We start from the raw sequence: 19850 nt of genomic DNA, 5'->3' as shown, positions 1-19850 counted from the left end.
CCCCCCCTTATTGAACCAAGTCTAAAAGTTCATTACCTGCTTCACCAGTATTGTTTAAAAATGCATCCCAAGCAGGTTTAGCTGCTTCTTTCCACTTCTCTAAGTCTTCTTCGGGAACTTTATATACCTCCATGCCTCTGTCTTCAAGTTCCTTAGCTGTTTTTTCATCTTCAGATTTCGCTTTATCACGAATCCATTTTTCAGTTTCCTGAGCAGTTTCAGTTAGTAAGTTTTGCGTTTCTACAGGAAGGTCGTCCCAAAACTTTTTATTAACAGCTAGAATAAATTCAAGATAGGCGTAATTGTTAATAGTTAAGTATTTTGTTACCTCGTCATATTTTCTTTGAACCATGGCAGTTGTGCCAGACGTTGCTCCGTCAACTGTGTTACGTTGTAAGGCCATGTACACTTCTCCCCCACCCATAAATACCGGCGAAGCGCCATAAGCCTTTATCATTTCAGAAGGAATATCCCCTATGCTTCTAATTTTTAGACCTTTAAAATCTTCTGGAGATTTTAAAGGACGTTTATTATTTGCAAATTGAGCAAATCCATAGTCAGCAAACATGAGCACCTTTGCACCTTTATCTTCCATAGCAGTACGAAGCTTGTCCCCAAATTCACCATTTAGAGCCTCTCCTGTTTTTTCATAGTCATTAAAGATATAAGGCACGTCAAATACTCCCATTACAGGTACTGTACTTGCCCAAAGAGTTGAAGAATTTACTCCCATCTCTACACCACCAGTTAATATAGACTGGTTCATCTCTTTATCAGTTAATAACTGACCAGATGGATATACTTGCATTTTTATAGCACCACCTGATTTTTCCATAACATCTTTTGCAAATTGTTCAATACCTATTGCCACATGATGATCTGCAGGCAAATTATAGGCTAAACGAATTGTAGTTTCTTCAAATCCTTTTACATCTGAACTGACTGCCTTAGTTTCTCCATCACTAGAACTACATGCCGATAATAGTAAAGTTACTATAGTGATAAAAGAAAGAGTTTTCCACAGTTTTTTCATTTTATTTCCTCCCTAATAATATTTCTCTCGATATGCCTAATACGTCCCAATGGGTTCTTCGAAGATAAACTTGCAGCAAAATCTGCTGCATTTATTAATTCATTTAAATCTAAGCCTGTGCTAATGTTCATTCGATGAAATAAGTAAACTAAATCTTCTGTTGCTAAATTACCTGCAGCGCCTGGGGCAAAGGGACATCCACCAATTCCAGAAACCGCTGTTTCAAAAATGCGAATACCCGCTTCATAAGCACTGTAGGCATTTGCCAGTCCAAGACCCCTTGTGTCGTGTAAATGAATTGCTACAGGTGTATTACCTACAATACCTAAAACTTCCTCACTTAGGGCTTTTACCTGGTTAGGTGTTGCAATACCTATCGTATCTGCAATAGTAATCCGATCTACCCCTATCCCCTTTACTCTTTCCACTAATTCCACAACCTTTGATTTATCCACATCTCCTTCATAAGGACATCCAAAACTAACAGCAATTGAAAAATTAGTCTTAATCCCAGCGTGTTTAGCTTCCTGTTTAATTAATTTAAATTGCTTCAGACTCTCTTCAATCGTGAAGCCAATATTTTTTTGATTAAATGTCTCTGTTGCTGAACTGACCCAGTTTATTTCTGAGAGATTGAATTTTTTCAGTCGTTGAAATCCCTTATAGTTCGGGACCAATGCAATTGCGTCAAAACTTCCTAGTTTTGCTGATTCTTGGACAACCTCTTCTGCATCCGCCATCTGGGGAACTTTTTTAGGATGAACAAATGAAGTAATTTCAATAGAGCTAACCCTTGCTTTTAGTAATCTATTAATCAACTCAACTTTTTCTTCAACCGATATAATTTTAGAGTCGTTCTGTAGTCCATCACGAGGACTGACGTCAATAATTTTCACATCGGCCATATTAAATCACTCCCTTTTCTTTAAATATTTTGAACTCTTCCACTGACATATTTAAAAATTTAGTATAAATTTCTTCGTTATGCTCTCCTAGTTTAGGTCCGCTCCATTCAATTTTCCCAGGAGTTTCAGAGAGCTTGGGTACAATTCCAGGCATTAAAACCTTCGCACCATTTTGTATTTCTATTTTTTGAAGCATATCCCGAGCTATGTATTGCTCATCTTCAATAATTTCCTTTATTCCATAAATGGGTCCAACTGGAACAGATGCTTCATCAAGTATATTTTGCACATCTTTCAATGGATATTGTTTTGTCCAGTCCTCAATAGCCCCATCAATATATTCCACATTATCCGCACGCCCTTGATTAGTTGAGTACAACGGGTCAGCAGCTAAATCTTCTCTTCCTATTGCAATCATTAATCTCTGAAATATCTTATCTCCATTTCCCCCTATAACTATGTGTTTGCCATCCTTGCACACATATGTGTTAGATGGTGCTATTCCAGGAAGAGTACTCCCTGTTCTCTCCCTAACTATCCCTGTTAAATCGTATTCCGGTAAGATCCCCTCGAGCAAACTAAAAACAGACTCATAAAGTGCTACGTCCACTAGTTGTCCAGTCTTTGAAGGATGATTATCCCTAGCTCTTAGCGACATCAGGGTTCCGATTACCGCATATAATCCAGCTATTAAGTCTCCTATAGCTATACCTACTCTGACTGGAGGTAAATCTGGATAACCGGTTAAGTATCTTAGGCCTCCAATAGCTTCAGCCACACTTCCAAATCCAGCCTTTTCTTTATATGGCCCCGTCTGACCATAACCAGATATTCGTGTCATAATAATTGAATTATTAACTTCCTTTAAATCTTCATATCCTAGACCCCATCTCTCTAGAGTACCCGGCTTAAAGTTCTCAAGAACCACATCTACTTTGCCCACGAGTTCCCTAACTATTTCCTGTCCCTCTGACTCACGTAAATTAATAGTAATTGACTTTTTATTTCTTGATTGCACATACCACCAAACGGACGTGTCCTCATGCATCACCCTCCAACTTCTTAAAGGATCACCATTTTTAGGTTCCTCCACCTTTATTACTTCTGCACCAAACTCTGCAAATAATTTTCCAGCAAACGGAGCAGCCACTAAATTTCCTAATTCCAATACTTTAATTCCTTCTAATGGTTTTTTTGACAAGACTTATTTCACCTCTTTTTTTCTACATAGTTCCATAAACAAATTGTAATCGCTTTCAATATGCTGTCGCATAAAGTTCCTGGCACTTTCACTATCTTGATCTACAATAGCCTGGAAAATTTTTTGATGTTCATTAAAGGCTTGTTCGACATGAAAGGGATTTTCTTCTATTATGGACTGTCTATAAAACCCATTAATGCCTCTTAAATGAGAAACCATACTAATCAACCATTGGTTATTACTAGCTTGTACAACTGCCTCGTGAAAACTTAAAACTTCATTATCTTTTTTACTAGCTAAGCTGTTGTCACTTGAATAGTTTTTACCTTTTAGTAAGGCAGCTCTCATCAACTCTAATTGTTCAGGTGACCTTCTTTTAGCAGCATAAAAAGATGAAAGCGGTTCCATTTCTACACGGCATTCATACATATGTTGAAAATCTTCCATAGTGGGTTTTACTACTGTAACCCCCCCTGTTTTTTTTACTTTCAGAAGTCCATCTTTTTCAAGCATTCTAATGGATTCTCTAATTGGGCTCCTACTGACTTCTAAATCGTTTGATATTTTCTCTTCTATTAATCTTTCCCCCGGTCTTAACTTTCCTGTCATAATTTGATTTTTCAAGTAGTTATAAACTTGAGTCTTTAAATTTGGATTTTTTTTTACACTTGTTGACAATAATACCCCTCCCAAAATTGTAGACTGTATACAACTTTTATATTTTAAAGAATAATCAAAAAACTTTAAATAGTCAATATATTTTTAGTGCATTTCTTAATTATTATATTCCGCTACCTATTTTAGTTAAAATAAATAACGAAATAATAATCATAACCTTATCTTAGTGTAACTATAAATAAAGATTTATTTGTTTAAATAAACTAATAAGATACCAAAAGACATTTATTTGCTTATTTCAAATCCTAAAGAAACAAGTTTGTTTAGAAGAGTTTTTATTATCCTTCTAATAAGATTAGAGCCACTAACCCTCCTCATTTCGTTATTTTCCCTTTATCAGCTGCTCTTCCACTACTTCTGCTAAGGCATTAACTGTGTCAAATGAATCTCCTGGAAATTCAGTACGAACAAACTCTACCTTCAGGTCATCGCTAACCGCTTGCGCATCTCTACCTATTTCAAAGAATGATTCCATATCTGCCACGATAGATAACAGCTCACATGTCACAAAGCCTCGGGATCCCTCTGCACTTAAAGACCTCATCGCGTCCTTTACATCTGGACTAAGCCATCTTTCCTTGCTACTTGCACTACGGTAGGTCATCATCCAATTTTCTACATCTGCTTCTATAGCAACTGCTTGAGCCATCGCTTGATATTGGCCAATATATTCATTATTACTCGCTGGGTTCAGCGGCTGGCTATGCACAGTAAATAACACAAAGGCATCCTCCCTTACATGAGCAGGTAGCCACTTAACCGCTCGCTTCAAGCGATCACCATACACAGAGATAATGGCAGGATGGGTGTTCCAGTTTTTTATATGAATTAGCTCTCGTTTTTGTCCTGATTTAGCTAGAAAATCTTCTACCTCTTTCTGATATATACCAGCTCCTGTCGGAGAAAATATAGGGTTAACAGAAAACGTGACAAAGGTTTCCACACCATCCTCCAGCATTTTCTGAAGTGTATCCTCTAAAAAGGGAGTTGTATGTTTGTAAGCGTTATACACTTTCACTTCTTTTATCTTAGGTTTTAAAAGTTTCTCCAACCCCCTGGCTATTCGTTGGGTATGGGCGCCTAATGGGTCATTGGAGCCAAACTCCCTGTATCTTCTCATAAAGTCCTCCACTACCATTGGTGTTACTTCGGTTCCACCAATGAGGTGGGTGAAAAATTCAGGGAGATCATCTTTTGACTGTGGTGCTGCATATGCATAAAAAACAATACCAATCAACGTACTTTAAACTCCTTTCTATTCTAGGTAAAGCTTCCATGGAAAAAGGTCAGTCACTTTTGACTGACCTTATTATATGTTTATTCTCCCTAGTGCTTACGGCTAGTAAAATCCTTTTCTATCCCCATCTTCCAAGAGCGGTCTATTTTGGACCCTTTACGGTAAGATGAAACTACGTTACTAACCGATTCATAGTTTAAACGTGTTCCTTCCTTATCAGCATGATATTTGACGGCAAATTCCTCCGAAATCCCAAAGTTGGCAGCAGTAGCAATGGCGTCTATATTGGCTCCTAAAAATATAAATTCCCAGCCGTATGTCTCCTTCTGACGTGAAATCATCATTTTAATTTTTTCGTAATTATACTCACAGCTAGAGTTTTCCATCCCATCCGTCGTAATAACAAATAGGACTTTGCTAGCTCGTTCCTCAGAGCTTGTTCTCTTTTGTATGTTTCCTATTTTCTGTATGGTGGATCCTATCGCATCCAGTAATGCGGTCATTCCCCCTACCTGGTAGTCTCTTTCAGTTATAGGTGAAACGCCTTTAACATTTATCCGGTCATGTAGTAATTCATAGTCATCATTAAATAGTACTGTCGTTACGATTGCCTCTCCTTCCTCTTTCTTTTGTTTAGCAAGCATGGCATTAAAGCCACCGATCGTATCTGCTTCTAGTCCGGTCATTGAACCACTTTTATCTAATATAAAAACTAGCTCTGTTAAATTGTTTTTCATCATATAGCCTCCATTGGTTTTTATTTATATAAAAAGAGTATCAATTTCTATAATGGGAAAGGTCGCTTGCAAGGCGACTTCTATAGCAAGTGTAAGTTTAGAAGTGTAACTGTCAAAATACCTCTTTCAACCTCCACGAATTGGAAGATATTTATTTGAGCAAAATCATTGTCATATTTACTTTTCCAATGTATTATAATCCTATCAGTTTAGTAAGAATTAAAGAGAAGGCGGGATAAACGTGATACAAATGCTCATTACAGGTTTATTTTGTGGGGCGTTATTAGGATTCGTCATGCAACGAGGAAGATTTTGTTTGACTGGCGGTTTCCGTGATATGTACTTAACAAAAGACAATCGCATGTTTTATGCGTTATTAATAGCAATTGCCGTACAAAGTGTCGGTGTATATACATTAATAGAGTTAGGCGTGTTTGAATTTAATGCTGGTACTCTACCGTTAGTTGCAATAATTATAGGATCATTCATTTTTGGTATTGGTATTGTGTTAGCTGGTGGTTGTGCGACGGGAACTTGGTACCGTGCTGGTGAAGGCTTAATCGGGAGCTGGATTGCCTTAGCAGGATATATGCTAATGGCTGCTATTATGAAAACTGGGGTATTAGTACCTTTAAACAATAAAATAAGTTCATCTCAGCTACCATCTAACTCCATTTCAGAAACACTTGGCATCAACGTGTGGATTTTAATAGGTATTCTAGTAGCAGTAGTAGGATGGATCGTCTATAAAGAAGTTACAAAACCAAAAGTTTTTATCCCATCTTTAAAGCCAAAAAGAACTGGATTGGCACATATATTATTTGAAAAACGCTGGCACCCATTTATAACTGCCGTTTTAATCGGGGCTATCGCAGTGTTAGCTTGGCCGTTAAGTGTTGCTACTGGACGTATTGGTGGCCTAGGAATTACAACTCCGTCAGCTAATATTCTTCAATATTTAACAACAGGGGACACAGCATTTATCAATTGGGGAGTATTTTTAGTCCTTGGTATTTTCATTGGATCATTTATCGCAGCAAAAGCTAGCCGTGAGTTCCGTTTCAGAATGCCAGATGTTAAAACTGGTATTAATAGCTTTGTTGGTGGTAATTTAATGGGCTTCGGTGCTAGTTTAGCAGGCGGGTGCTCTATTGGAAATGGCTTAGTAATGACTGCCATGATGACTTGGCAGGGCTGGATTGCTCTAGCATTTATGATTTTAGGTACATGGACAGCAGTATACTTTGTTTTTGTCCGCGGACGCAGAAAAAACAAAGCGATGAAAGCAAGTGTAAAAACAGCTTAAAAAAGGAGAGAATTTCAAATGAAACAAGTATTAGAAGTTATGGGTATGGTTTGTCCATTCCCTTTAGTAGAAGCAAAAGAGGCTATCGCAGAAATGAGCTCAGGTGACGAGCTTGTAATTGAATTTGACTGTACGCAAGCAACTGAAAGCATCCCTCGTTGGGCAGCAGAAGAGGGTCACACAATTACTAACTATGAGCAGCTAAGTGATGCTGCTTGGACAATTACTGTTCAAAAGAAATAATAAAATGAGGACGATCCAGACATCAGTCAGGGTCGTCCTTTTCTTGTTTTATGCACCTAATAATGCTTGGTCGAAACTAAACAGAGCTTCATTAATCTCGAATATATTATAGTTTTCCTGTTGGATAAAATATTCAATAATCACATCAAATTTATGGCTTCTAGATAATGTGTACCCAGCCTTTTCTAATAGGCTATTCGTTTCTTCAAGGTTTAATCGAAGGGATATGGCAAAGGCGACTACTGTTTTCTTTAATGGAGTATAGTCCTTGTTATTTCTTATTTTCGAAAACAGGCGTCGGTCAATGTTTGCATTTTTGTAGACAGAAACATCGGTCATTCCCTTTTCATCTATAAAGCGTAGAAGCCTTTCGGAGAATGATTCATCCAAATGCTCTATTATTTCCTGTAAATCCTGGCTAGATTGCAACACCATCGAATCCTCTAGCTCATATACTTCTCTTCTAATTCTGCCGAAGCTTATGTCCATTTCCTCGACATAGTGCTCATCAATAAATTCCTCAATAGACCTGAACAGTTTCTCACTTAGTTTAAAGGCTTTTTTATCATAAACAACAATATAAACAAGCATTTCATGATTCAAGAGGAACGAGCTTATCGTAGAAATAGCTACCTGTAGAGCTTGCTCCTTTGGATATCCATAAATACCAGAAGAGATTAATGGAAACGCTACTGACTCACAGCCATGAGATAACGCTAATTTTAGCGAGTTATTATAGCAGGCAGTTAGTAGGTCTTTTTCTCCGTTAGAACCCCCTTTCCATACAGGCCCTACTGCATGAATAATATATTGAGCATCTAGTCGAAAGGCGTCCGTTATAACTGCTTCGCCAGTTTGACAATGCCCAATATGATTACAGGCTTTTTGTAGTTCCTTGGCCCCCGCCTCATGGAAAATAGCCCCGCAGACACCGCCTCCTATTTGAAGATTTTGATTTGCAGCATTTACAATTGCATCTACTTGCATCTTTGTAATATCATTTCGGACAATCTCTAATGGCATACTCTACTCCTTCCTCTCAAGCTCATTTCTATTAGCTTAAATATTAAACAAAACGCGACTAATTGAACAGCAAGACATAACTATTTATGCTAAACTTGCGTTCTAGAGGAGGTTACTAATATGCAAAAGCTAAAATTCGAAGCATCCTGGGATAAAGCAATAGCTAAACGGGATCGTTTGTATATCGAAAAAGTTTTCGAGGAAACAAAGGAGTCATTGTCTAACAACATTGTTTTTTCACCCATAAAAGAAGCTATTAATCATAAAAACGAGCTATTAGTTACCGTACTAGTCCATAACTTCACGGAGCGCTCTCTTTCTTTTCACAAAACACGTATCTTCTATCTGATTGAAGAGGACACAATAGCTAAAAACGATTTCACTATCCCAACTCTTGTCGTTCCATCTAAAACGAGTATGCCTTGGACCTTTATATTTCCGGTACACAGCCTAGTAGAACAAAGACCTTCCCCATCGGGATTCATACGTTTAGAATAACATGAAAAGGCAAGGCTTTTTTCTGGTCTGATTTTATTTGCATCATAATTAAACATTGGCATTTTACATAGCCAATTGATTTAGCCAAAATAAAAAAGCAGGTCACTGAAATCTAACGGGTTCGGTTTTGGAGTATAAAACAGCAAAAAACAATGGAAATAGCTACTTAAATGGTTAGGAACTAACACTGGAAATGGCATATAAATTAACAGTAAAAATAACACAATAAAAAAGGACCTTGGATAATCCAGCTCCTTTTTCCTTTGACTTTAAATGTCACCTTCTTCAATTAAAGTCCTCGTTAGCTAAATAAGCCAATCATCTACCAATTCGTTCAAGTGTATCTGAATAATTGTCGTCAATAATGAGCATCGGTTCCTTTATAGACTGTAAGATGCCTTCTATATTAACTAATTCATTGCCTTTTTCTTCACTAATCGTACTAAAAACTGTAATAACGGCGTCCATCTTCTCTTTTTCTTCACTACTTATCGCATAAGAATGATTTTTAAGAAACTTATTTGTCATACCAGAAATAAATTCATCAACACGAAATAAGCTATATTGTAGTAAATCCCAATCGGATGATGTGTCGCCCATATGTATGGTTGAGATAGCAAACAAGTAGGAATGAATGCTTCTATTCTCTGCGATAACAATGCTCCAACTGTTGTACAAATCATTTTTCACTTCATTGTTTTCCTCTTTTTCGGTAGTTAAATCAACAAACTCCCCTAGCCTCTTAGCCAAATTACTACCTTGAACGGTTATAATTGATAAACTTTCATAATTTCTATCTACACTCTGATTAACATAGTGCTTATACTCTAACTGAACATAAATACTGTATATAACAAAGACTCCAACTATCACAATAAGAAATCTATTTAATAACTTTTTTAATTTCGGTTTGTTCATATTATCACCCTTTTGCCATTTTATTTCTTCAATCATCCTGCCCCGTTAGATTTACATCCAAAAAGATAGTCCACTTTCTTCAAGTGAACTATCTTAGATATATAATATTTTTCAAATACAGTTCTTTGTCTGTTATACCTAATCACTGTGCGGGAGTTTTGACGGTTGTTTTGACCTTCCTTAGTTTTGAAAGGTAAGCGAAAGTTGTGATAAGTCCCTAGTAGTCAATGACGTTTAATTGGGTTATCAGCATATTCATTATGGCTGCCTGAACCACCACTGAATTCCTGCATATTAACGATTTTTCACCACCAGTAGTAGCTAACTTGTACGACCTGCCTATCCTTTATTGGTTGGTATTGAAATGGACACAATAAATCCTCAAGCCTCTCCACCTTATTCACAACTTTAAAGATTATTATGACATTTTTTTATATGCTCGTCTTTCTGCATATTCGGAACAACCATAACAAAGTTTTAGCTTCTTCCCTTCAGGACTTTTAAAGAAACGATATGGACCTGCTTTTCTATGGCAAATAGAACATTTTGTTGAAAATAGCTTAAACATGTTTACTCCCCCAAAAATCTCTTTTAATCTATCACGTTTACATTTTTTACTCCTGTTACTTAACTATTTAAGTTTTGTTTTCCCAAGAAATCCATCAATCCCATCGAACATACCTCGGTATCAATTTGAATGATCTCATATACTTCATGGTCATCTGGAATTTCTTGTCCTCTTAAATGATCCTTCACTAATGCCTGAAGTCTCTTTGCTAGCTCCTCATGGTCTTTATTTTCTCTTTGAACATCTTTCGCAGTTTCTACAAAAAGTGGAAGCCACTCGGAAACCTGTGCCAACCCTGCTGCTGCATCAGTCGTCATCCCAAAGTGACCATAGTAAATATAGCTTAGATTCATACTTTGGAATCGCTCTATTGCATTTTGCATCGCCTCGGGATTGAATTGATTTGGTGATGTGGAAGGCAGTACCAAGTCTACACCATCTTTAGCTAGCTGCTCGTATCTCACTCCAACTGTATCACCTACAAACATGCCGTTACTGATTGGGTCAAAAATACTAAAATGATGATTGGCGTGGCCAGGGGTATCTAAGAATGTCAGGGTACAGTTGGAGCCCATTTGTAACGTTTCTCCCTCTGCCTTAATTAGTAATCGATCTTCTGGTATCGGTACAATCGGATTAAAGAATTCATCGAACTTAGTTCCATATACTGCTCTTGCACTGGCAATAAGACGCTCAGGATTTGCTAAATGTCTTGCACCTTTTGGATGCACCACTACTTTAGCGTTAGGGCACGACTGTAATAGTAGGCCAGTGCCTCCAGCATGGTCAAGGTGAATATGGGTCACGATGATATATTTCACATCCTCTAAGGAGTAGCCTAAATTCTGAATACCTTCTTTCACATGCTTTACCGAGGAGCTTGGACCAGTTTCTACTATAGTTAGCTCATCTTCCTTAATAACATATGTACCTGTTCTTTCTGTAAAGCCCATATCTAGAATGTCAATTAAAGAAATCCTTTCATTCAATGGTAGCGGGTAACTCTCCATATAAAATTCCTCCTTTAGAATTTAATTGTTTAATGCAGAAACTAGCGGCCACATCCTAACCTCCATACTTCTAGAATAGTGCAGGACTGGTTCATCTCCTTCCACCTGAATCCCTTGCTCAGACAACATAGTGTTTAAACGAATATCTGCCTCAGCCTGCTGTAATAGCCATCTCTCATGAAGGATGTCACAACGCAGCGGCTCCCCTTTTTTACTTAATGTATATAGGCAATAGCGCTCTGTAAGCCATTCTTCAAAGCTCCCTTCTTTTGCATAGAAGGAATCGGAGATAGGACGGTAGCTACATTCAAATCTGGCATTCACACCGTGCCGTCGCTTACTTGTATATTCTATAAACGAATCCCTTTTTTCTACCTTCATATCGGCATGCATATATGGTAAATGGTAAATCGTTTGAGCCACCTTCACTGCCAATAAGTTTTCTGCATCTAAGCTGAAGAAAAACACACCTGGTTTTCCATTTACTGTTACATACGTCCGGACATTTAACTCTGCAAAGCTATCAGTTCCCGGAACTCTTGGCGTTCCACGTAGTCTAATATTGGTCATATGAAAAGGAACAACACCAATCCACCCTTTCCCATTAAACGTATCTAAAGCGAGTCCATTAGGCACAAGCTGTCGTAATACGTTTATGTCGATGGGGTAATGCGCAAACAACAAGTCATTCCATGTCTGAGTCATTGTCCATGGTAACTTAGGCAATGGCCATGAACGATGACTAGCATCCCATTTATCTTTTTTGCTATTCATAACTTTTCTCCTCTTCCTTCACTAAATCTAATACTTCCCTTGGTAGTCCAAGCCTCGGAAAGTCAAAAACTATGTTGTGCTCTCGAGATTGCAAAAACCAAGTCGCCTGGTATGGGTTCATTCCAACCTTACTTGCACCCATTAGCTCATCGGACCCTCCGTCTCCTATATATAAACAATGCGCAGGCTCTACACCCAATCGCTTGCAAGCAGTTAAGTAGATGCCTGGATTTGGCTTACGCTCTTTTACTTCATAAGAGAAAACGATATCATCAAAAAATGGTGGCAATAAGCTGGTATACCATCCTTCTATTTCCTCAGATGTACAGTTACTAATGAGTCCTATTTTAATATTTTTAGCTTTAAGGTTTTCTAGCATTTTTATAATCGAGTCATCAATATGCTCAAAAGCAACAGACTTCACATATACTCTTTGTGCGTGTATTACTTGGATAACTTTTTCATCAATCGGCAAACCATTTTCAGTTAAAATCTCTTTTAACACGCTGGGATGATCGGCATAAGTTCCATCCATTCTGTCATTAACTCGCGCATGCCATTCGTGTCTGTAGAGCGCTTCTTCTATACCTAGCAATTCTACAGAATAACTTGCTTTCTTACTCCCCTTTTCCCATTCTGTAATAAGCGTCTCATACAAATCAAAAATTACCGCTTGAATCAAACAGCTCCCCCCCTACCTTTTTATCGGTTATAGAAAAGCTTCTATAATTAATGAGTAAAAACCTTCCTAGATTGAGATTTCAAGCCAATTATTTTTATTTTGAAGAGCATTCATTTAGGGTATATAGAGAAGTGACTTAATAATAAGGGAGATGTTATTTAATGGGTAATAATTCCATGTTCGATTCATACACATTACCATCAGGAGTTACATTAAAAAATCGAATTTTAATGGCTCCCATGACTACTTATTCTTCGGAGAAAAATGGAGATATTTCTGAGGATGAACTCATCTATTATGCACGTCGTGCTAAAAGTGGAATTGGTGCAGTCATTACGGCATGTGCGTATGCAGAGCCACTTGGGGTGGGATTTCAATACTCAATAGGCGCGGAATCTGACGAGAGAATACCTAGCCTGCAAAAATTGGCGAGCGCTATTAAAGACAATGGCTCAAAGGCTATTTTGCAAATTTTCCATGCAGGTAGACAATCGAATTCTAACGTGTTGAAAGGGGAGCAACCAGTATCTGCAAGTGCTGTTGCAGCACCTCGCGACAATGCAGAAGTACCACGAGAAATGACAGAGGAAGAGATTGAAAAAACGATTGCCTCTTTTAAAGAAGCAACCCGTAGAGCCATTGAAGCAGGCTTCGACGGAGTAGAAATACATGGGGCGAACACTTACTTAATTCACCAGTTCTTCTCTCCACATTCCAATCGTAGAACTGACAAATGGGGTGGGAACCTAGAGAAGCGTATGACATTTCCGTTGGCAATTGTAGATGCGGTTCAAACTGCTGCTAACCAGTATACAAAGGAGCCATTTATAATAGGCTATCGCTTTTCTCCAGAGGAATATCAGGATCCAGGATTCACAATGGATGATACATTAAAGCTTTTACGTGTATTGGCTGAAAAAGACCTTGATTATCTTCACGTGTCTCTCGGGCACTTCTTTGGATCTTCTAATAGAGACGAAAGTGATACTACACCACGTATTGAACTTATTCAGGAGGCGGTTGGCGACAAGGTACCTGTGATTGGTGTTGGTGCTCTGGAAACGAGAGAGGATGTTGAAAAAGCATTAGACGTAACTCCTCTTGTTGCAATTGGCCGAGCATTAGTTACAGATCCTGAATGGTTCACGAAGATGGAAAAAGGGGCGGACGACACCATTCTTCCCGCTGTTTATGTAAGCAAGAAAGAAGAACTCGATATTCCAGATCCATTATGGGATAAAATCATGCAAGTTAAAGGTTGGTTTAAAGTCGCTGACTAACAATTAAAAAATGGCTCCGGAGGTTTTCCTCTGGAGCCATTTTTCATTTCATATAAAATAATCCACCATTGATAATTTCTATTCCCACACGAGCTGCATACTGTTCCTCAAGAGCCTTTTTTTCCATCTCATAGCATTCAGGCTTGTCCTCTACACCATCATAAAAGTATTCCAATACTTCAAGGCTCTTTTGTAGCCGATCCTTTGCTTCTTCAGCCCACGTATGATCGTCATTTGCAATTATACCGTCAATTACTGCATCTAAACGTTCCAAGCCTCGCAACGGCTTAATGATATAAGGAAGATTAAATACATTGTACGGCTTCGCCACATCAAAGCTGATCTCTTTAATGGAATCATGGAAATCTTCCCGAACAATTCCCGTCATAAGATTTAGTCCTAGCGAAAAAAATGTTTCCTTCGTCTGATCACTATAGTACGTCACCTTATAGTTCACCCCAAGCCAAGGAGTAAAAATTACCTGGGAATCGCTAACAATTTTTTCATACATGTGAACAAAGGATCCAAGCTCTTGCACAGCCTTGAACATTTGCTTCAGCCTGTTAGAGCCAAAATGAATAACCTCTCCCTTTACATCTTCCTGTAGCTTTGTTTTGTCCGTTATAAACGTAAGCTGCATGGGACTTGGCTCTGTTCCTGTAGCTTCGACGTATTGCCAATAATACGGACGGTTCATCAGCTTTTTGTCCATTTCTTCTGTCAGTTGGACAACCACATAGTGATCACTCTTGCTTAGAATAGGGCAATTATTTTCTTTAAAAAATTGAAGTAAAAAGTCGTGAACCTGATCTGGGTACATGCATACCCTCCTTCCCTACCCTGTCTGCACTATATTGTTTTTTTATAAGTCGTTAAAATATCGTCCAATTCACCGACTACTTTTTCAAATACATCGATTTTCGTGTAAAGCAAATCTAAAATATGCTGCTCAATAGTATCTTGAATAGCTAAATTATAGATGTGCACATCATGCTCCTGCCCTAACCTATGCACACGTCCGATTCGCTGTTCTAGTTTCATTGGATTCCACGGGAGATCATAATTGATGACGTGATGACAGAACTGAAGGTTTATCCCTTCTCCACCTGACTCTGTCGCTATTAGCACCTGTGCTTGCTCCTTGAATAAGTGTTTCATCCAATCACGCTTATTTTTATTGAACTTACCGTTAAACAAAACACTCGATATTCCCTTCGTACTCAAATACCATTGCAGGTAAATTTGAGTAGCACGGTATTCTGTAAAAATTATCACTTTGTCTTTTGCTTCAGCGACAATTTCGTAGGCTTTCTCTGCCTTCGAGTTCACTTCAAGCGACATCAGCTTTTCCATTACCGTTTGTACATACTCAATTTCTTCTTGGTTCGTACATTTTTCTACCATGTTGTTAAGCGTTAAACAAGTCGCTTCCTTACTACTACACATTTCCTTTTGAAGTGTAATCATAGAAAAAGCACCAGAAAAAACAGAGGAAATGTTTTTAAGATTGGAAATCATTTCATACACTTCTTTTTCCTCTTTTGTAAATTCAATAGGAATTATTTTCACCTGACGAGATGTCCACTCAATCCCTGTATCCTGCCTTCTATTTCTTACCATTACCTGGTTGACCAGCTCTCTCAGATACTCATCATGCTCTAAGCTGTGCTTACTTGCAGAGAATGACTCCTGAAATGTCTCATAATTACCTAAGTGACCTGGCTTCAATAAAGAAATGAGATAAAATAATTCAAAGACATCATTTTGAACTGGCGTTGCGGTTAATAACAAGCAGAATTTTTTCTTTAACCCCTGAACGAATTCATATATTTTCGTTTTATGGTTTTTCAGCTTGTGGGCCTCATCAATGATGATCATGTCATAATTTTGAGCATATATAAGCTCTTTATGCGGACTTTTTTTAGCTGTATCCATGCTCATGATGACGATGTCATTGTGGTCAAGGGAATAACTCTTTTTGTAAGCGATGGCAGGTATATGAAATTTAAAATTCATTTCTTCCACCCATTGATTGATTAAGGACGCAGGAGCAAGGATTAGAGCTTTTTTCACAAGCCCGCGAACCATATATTCCTTTAATATTAAGCCTGCTTCAATCGTTTTCCCAAGACCTACCTCATCCGCTAATATAGCTTTCCCATTCATTCGCTCAATAACTTTTTGTGCCACCTCTAATTGGTGGTTTAATGCTTGAAGGTTTGGTAAATACTTTGGAGACTGAAGTCCCTTAAAATCTGTTATTAAATTTGTTTTTACAATATCATAGCTCATATTATAAAGATTCCAATTATCCCATGGCTCTTCATTTTCTAATCTTTTTATAAAGCCTTCCTTCCAGGAAGACGACTTTTCTATCAACATAAAAAACACCTCACAGCAAATCATTTTTCTTAGATTGCCCAAATGTGAGGTGTGTATGATTTATTTTCGTGAATATAATATGTAAAAACTTTCAAAATGGAAGATTCATTCTTAAAGTAAACTATCTATCGTTTTTCCCTTTAGACCATCCCATATTTTATTCACTGTAAAGTTTTGAGCTAAAACTACAGATCTATTGGTTATCTCATCTGGATAGCCAAGTATTTCAAGTAATTTTATAGCATTTCTTGACATGGAAGGCCCCTCATGAACTTTATAATCAAATTGTACTTCTCCGCCTTCAACCTTTTCCCTAAAGTGATAATTATCATATATACTTTCCGCTATTTCGGTCAGCTCGATGTCATGGGTTGCCAACAAATTTATGCCTTTATTTAGAGATAACCACTCCATGATAGAGGCCGACGCTGCTATTCGTTCGATGGTGTTTGTCCCTTTTAGAATTTCATCTATAAATGAAATACAAGGCTTTCCTTCAGTTATGAGGCGAATAATTCGCTGTAACGATTTTATCTCAGCAATAAAATAACTGTCACCGTTCAACACATTATCCTGAACCGCCATAGAAGTTACGATATAACTAGGCTTCATAGTCCAGCTTTTTGCAATTACTGTATTGATAGTTTGTGCTAAGATGGCATTTATAGCAATAGCTTTAATATATGTAGACTTCCCAGAAGCATTAGAGCCTGTGATAAGCGTACACTTCCTTAAATGAGAAGAATTTAAAACTGGCTTTACTAGAAGAGGATGCCCCATTTTTTCAAATGTAAGTAACTCATGATCTGTAAATGTAGGTGTACAGTATGTATCTAATGTATTACGGTAATAACTGACTGCTATTGCCGCATCAAGCTTTCCTACTAAAGTCCAAACTTCTTCATATTCCTTTTGGTGAGCAGAAATTGTTTTGAAAATCTTATTATAAGAAATAAAATCTAACAAAAAGAGGATACGCACGTATTCTAACAATAAGTCAATCTCACCGCTTCCTCCACTTCCTAAGGTTGCAAGCCTGTTAAAGGTAACTACCTTTTTTAAGGGCTGAATACTACTTTTTAGACCACCTATATGTGGCATTAGCATTAAATCTTGTAGAGATGATATTCGCTTAGCAGCAAATATAGTAGCAGCAGCATATCCCACCGAATGAAGGTTATATTCTATCTTTGTCTTGTTTCTATAATAGATAATTCCATTTAAGATCAGTGAGCCTATAAAACTTAATACTCCATATTTAATACTGATAAAAAGTAAAAGTAGAGAAGCTATGGGCAAAAGTGCAAGGATTACATACATATAAGTATTTTTTATTTCAATCTCTTTTAAGTCAAAGAAATAGGAAGATGAATTTGTATAGTTTTCTTTGCCAAGATCAGAAAGAATTAGAAGCACTTTTTCTCTCAGTCCTACGTTTTCTGTAAGTAGCGAATACAATGCTTCATTGCTTTGTTTCTTGAATGGGTCGATTGCTCGAAGCTCATTAAATAAGTATTCCTCCCCTACAGAGGATTGAGTGTAATTTAGCTTTTTAAAAACCTCATTCATACCTAAGTCAGCCCACGTCAGCTCATCCACGCCATCATAAACTTTAGATTGTTTTTTCTTATTAAACCAATAGGAGGATATGGAATTCAGATCTGCTTCTGGCGAGGAAAATATACCAGAAGCCCATTCTTCCCGAAAGTTCTTTAACTTCTTTCTCTCTCTAGTAAGTAAATGATAAAAAATGATGGCAACTACCACGATTGCGATAATGAAAAATGTACTCATCTAATAGCCCTCCTATTAAGACTGTTCTGACCTAAGCCTATTTACTTCCTCTGTCCAAGCCTTAATTTTTTGGTGAATGCGATTATATTCCTCTTCTACCGTTTGTTTTTTCGATTCACTTAAATTATCATTCCACTTGGATAGTGTGTCTTTTCGTTCCTGCACCTTCGTTTGCAGTGCTTCTGCTTGTTCTGCTGTAATTATTTTTTCTGATTCCATTAAACTCACCATTTGGCTCATTCGATTTCGTTCATTGGAAATGGCAAATGAAAGGGCAAGCGAAATTTGACTGATGTCATACTGTGCATTAGAGATTGCGAAGCCATTAGGTGCATTTAATTGAATATAAGCTACATCTAAGACACTTGGAATAACCCACTTTTCTTCTATACTTTTATTCAATTCGTCACTATTGTCAGCAGAGATATATTCTCCATTCCCAGCCTCGGCTACAGCCTTTAATTGATCCTCCCCTTTTTGATCAACATTAAAGCCGATAATATTCACTTTACGATTATCACTATTCTTAGCGAATTCTTCTGCTTCTTTTATAGGGTCACCATCGCATGTCTCTGCACCGTCGCTCACAATATAAATAGTTAATGCCCCTTCATAATTTTTACTAGCTTCATTCGCTGTTTTTATAGCTGCAGCTAATGGAGTCCACCCATTTGCTACTACATCATCAACAACCGGGTCAAATTGATCTGCGCTATATGGTTGCATTGGATAAACCTCGTCTATTTTTGTACATGAAAGATCCTTGTCTTTCTCCTCTTGTGAGCCTGCATGACCATAAACATATAGAGAAACCTCACTAGAAGCTCCAATCGTATTGGCAAAGCGCTTCATAGCAGTTTTTGCAATTCCCATCTTTTGTTTACCATCTACGGGCAACAGCATACTTGAACTTGCGTCGAGTAATAACATCGCCTTAGGTGTTGCTTCTTCGTCGCCTATAACTGAGCTGGTTTCTTTAGTAGGCTCCGGCAAATACGGTTCATTTAAAACTGCAGAATAATTCATTTGTTTATCTAACAAATCACCATACACATTGCTACCGAAATAATAGAGAAGCATTTTAAACAACGTATCCTCGTCCGCTATCATTTCACTCATTTGTTTAAGCTCTTCTAATTCATTTCTAGTTAACTCTCTAGCGTCCTTTGGCCAGCTTGATGTCTCGTGATCATAGGAATAGTCTAATGCGAATATTCCAGGCTTTGATTCCTTCCATTCCTCTAAGCTAGTTGGAATAATAATTTGTTCAATAGCTTGAAGGTTTTCGTTTCCTGAATCATTCTCTTTCACGGATCCACCAACTGACTCTTCTATAATTTGACCGTCATTTATTTTGTTAATTCCTGTACCTTCCTGTGTTTCTTCTGAGCATGCTGAAAGTAGTAATAAGAGCATTAAAATTAATAGGTTAACTTGGCGACCCATAGAAATCCTCCTTATTTTCTAATTACTGATAAATCTCATACGTTGCTGTATGGAAAAATGTTTCATTTCAAGTCAATTTCATCTTCAGACTTCTTTCCCTAAAAAAGGTGGTTGCATTTTTTCTTTATACGTGAT

The 19850-nt window shown here is 37.6% G+C and carries 19 protein-coding genes; 4 read left to right on the top strand and 15 right to left on the bottom strand.

Annotated features, from left to right (window positions below; genetic code table 11):
• Nucleotides 1–7 precede the first annotated feature (7 nt).
• The 6 genes from MKX96_RS18915 to MKX96_RS18890 all read right to left on the bottom strand — a co-directional run bounded on the left by MKX96_RS18915 (nucleotide 8) and on the right by MKX96_RS18890 (nucleotide 5791).
• Nucleotides 8–1033, bottom strand: coding sequence for a TRAP transporter substrate-binding protein (locus MKX96_RS18915; RefSeq protein ID WP_340886684.1), 1026 nt, complete (start codon nucleotides 1031–1033; stop codon nucleotides 8–10).
• Complete coding sequence (locus MKX96_RS18910; RefSeq protein WP_340886681.1) at nucleotides 1030–1938, bottom strand: hydroxymethylglutaryl-CoA lyase; 909 nt, start codon at nucleotides 1936–1938, stop codon at nucleotides 1030–1032. Before MKX96_RS18910 ends, MKX96_RS18915 begins: the two co-directional genes overlap by 4 nt.
• 1 nt (nucleotide 1939) lies before the next feature.
• Complete coding sequence (locus tag MKX96_RS18905; RefSeq protein ID WP_340886679.1) at nucleotides 1940–3139, bottom strand: CaiB/BaiF CoA transferase family protein; 1200 nt, start codon at nucleotides 3137–3139, stop codon at nucleotides 1940–1942.
• Nucleotides 3140–3142: 3 nt separating this feature from the next.
• Entirely contained in the window at nucleotides 3143–3817 is a 675-nt protein-coding gene (locus tag MKX96_RS18900; protein WP_340886676.1) for a GntR family transcriptional regulator, read from the bottom strand.
• 322 nt (nucleotides 3818–4139) lie between these two features.
• Nucleotides 4140–5054, bottom strand: a complete 915-nt coding sequence (locus tag MKX96_RS18895; protein WP_340886673.1) for a ferrochelatase — start codon at nucleotides 5052–5054, stop codon at nucleotides 4140–4142.
• 89 nt (nucleotides 5055–5143) lie between these two features.
• Complete coding sequence (locus tag MKX96_RS18890; RefSeq protein WP_340886670.1) at nucleotides 5144–5791, bottom strand: vWA domain-containing protein; 648 nt, start codon at nucleotides 5789–5791, stop codon at nucleotides 5144–5146.
• Between the two features lie 250 nt (nucleotides 5792–6041).
• On the opposite strand from MKX96_RS18890, the gene MKX96_RS18885 reads away from it, so the two are divergent.
• Nucleotides 6042–7097: a YeeE/YedE family protein gene (locus MKX96_RS18885; protein WP_340886967.1), complete on the top strand. Its 1056-nt coding sequence runs from the start codon at nucleotides 6042–6044 to the stop codon at nucleotides 7095–7097.
• Between the two features lie 18 nt (nucleotides 7098–7115).
• Nucleotides 7116–7340: a sulfurtransferase TusA family protein gene (locus MKX96_RS18880; RefSeq protein ID WP_169360055.1), complete on the top strand. Its 225-nt coding sequence runs from the start codon at nucleotides 7116–7118 to the stop codon at nucleotides 7338–7340.
• Nucleotides 7341–7388: 48 nt separating this feature from the next.
• Here the strand turns inward: MKX96_RS18880 and MKX96_RS18875 are convergent, their stop codons facing one another.
• A complete protein-coding gene (locus MKX96_RS18875) occupies nucleotides 7389–8363 on the bottom strand; it encodes a macro domain-containing protein (RefSeq protein WP_298472171.1) in 975 nt (324 codons plus the stop codon).
• Nucleotides 8364–8483: 120 nt separating this feature from the next.
• On the opposite strand from MKX96_RS18875, the gene MKX96_RS18870 reads away from it, so the two are divergent.
• On the top strand, nucleotides 8484–8861 hold the full coding sequence (locus MKX96_RS18870) for an SLAP domain-containing protein (RefSeq protein ID WP_298472169.1): 378 nt from the start codon (nucleotides 8484–8486) through the stop codon (nucleotides 8859–8861).
• Nucleotides 8862–9179: 318 nt separating this feature from the next.
• On the opposite strand, the gene MKX96_RS18865 is transcribed toward MKX96_RS18870, so the two are convergent.
• The 4 genes from MKX96_RS18865 to MKX96_RS18850 all read right to left on the bottom strand — a co-directional run bounded on the left by MKX96_RS18865 (nucleotide 9180) and on the right by MKX96_RS18850 (nucleotide 12813).
• The gene (locus tag MKX96_RS18865) at nucleotides 9180–9779 is read right to left on the bottom strand and encodes a hypothetical protein (RefSeq protein WP_340886666.1); all 600 of its coding nucleotides are present in this window, start codon (nucleotides 9777–9779) and stop codon (nucleotides 9180–9182) included.
• A 627-nt stretch (nucleotides 9780–10406) separates the two neighbouring features.
• Nucleotides 10407–11357, bottom strand: coding sequence for an MBL fold metallo-hydrolase (locus tag MKX96_RS18860; RefSeq protein ID WP_298472166.1), 951 nt, complete (start codon nucleotides 11355–11357; stop codon nucleotides 10407–10409).
• Nucleotides 11358–11378: 21 nt separating this feature from the next.
• Nucleotides 11379–12131, bottom strand: coding sequence for a YqjF family protein (locus MKX96_RS18855; protein ID WP_340886662.1), 753 nt, complete (start codon nucleotides 12129–12131; stop codon nucleotides 11379–11381).
• Complete coding sequence (locus tag MKX96_RS18850) at nucleotides 12124–12813, bottom strand: HAD family hydrolase (RefSeq protein ID WP_340886658.1); 690 nt, start codon at nucleotides 12811–12813, stop codon at nucleotides 12124–12126. Before MKX96_RS18850 ends, MKX96_RS18855 begins: the two co-directional genes overlap by 8 nt.
• 161 nt (nucleotides 12814–12974) lie before the next feature.
• Here MKX96_RS18850 and MKX96_RS18845 point away from each other — a divergent pair, with 161 nt between their 5' ends.
• On the top strand, nucleotides 12975–14093 hold the full coding sequence (locus MKX96_RS18845; RefSeq protein WP_340886657.1) for an NADH-dependent flavin oxidoreductase: 1119 nt from the start codon (nucleotides 12975–12977) through the stop codon (nucleotides 14091–14093).
• Nucleotides 14094–14136: 43 nt separating this feature from the next.
• On the opposite strand, the gene MKX96_RS18840 is transcribed toward MKX96_RS18845, so the two are convergent.
• The 4 genes from MKX96_RS18840 to MKX96_RS18825 form a co-directional block, all read right to left on the bottom strand.
• Nucleotides 14137–14913: a YqhG family protein gene (locus tag MKX96_RS18840; protein ID WP_340886655.1), complete on the bottom strand. Its 777-nt coding sequence runs from the start codon at nucleotides 14911–14913 to the stop codon at nucleotides 14137–14139.
• A 29-nt stretch (nucleotides 14914–14942) separates the two neighbouring features.
• Entirely contained in the window at nucleotides 14943–16475 is a 1533-nt protein-coding gene (locus MKX96_RS18835; protein ID WP_340886653.1) for a DEAD/DEAH box helicase, read from the bottom strand.
• Nucleotides 16476–16586: 111 nt separating this feature from the next.
• The gene (locus MKX96_RS18830; RefSeq protein WP_340886650.1) at nucleotides 16587–18269 is read right to left on the bottom strand and encodes a MutS-related protein; all 1683 of its coding nucleotides are present in this window, start codon (nucleotides 18267–18269) and stop codon (nucleotides 16587–16589) included.
• A 15-nt stretch (nucleotides 18270–18284) separates the two neighbouring features.
• Entirely contained in the window at nucleotides 18285–19715 is a 1431-nt protein-coding gene (locus MKX96_RS18825) for a vWA domain-containing protein (protein WP_340886647.1), read from the bottom strand.
• Between the last annotated feature and the right edge of the window lie 135 nt (nucleotides 19716–19850).

The sequence above is a fragment of the Psychrobacillus sp. FSL W7-1493 genome (assembly GCF_038004905.1).
Lineage (GTDB): Bacteria > Bacillota > Bacilli > Bacillales_A > Planococcaceae > Psychrobacillus.
The sequence above is the reverse complement of the archived record's forward strand: the minus strand, read 5'-3'. Positions and strand labels throughout refer to the sequence as shown.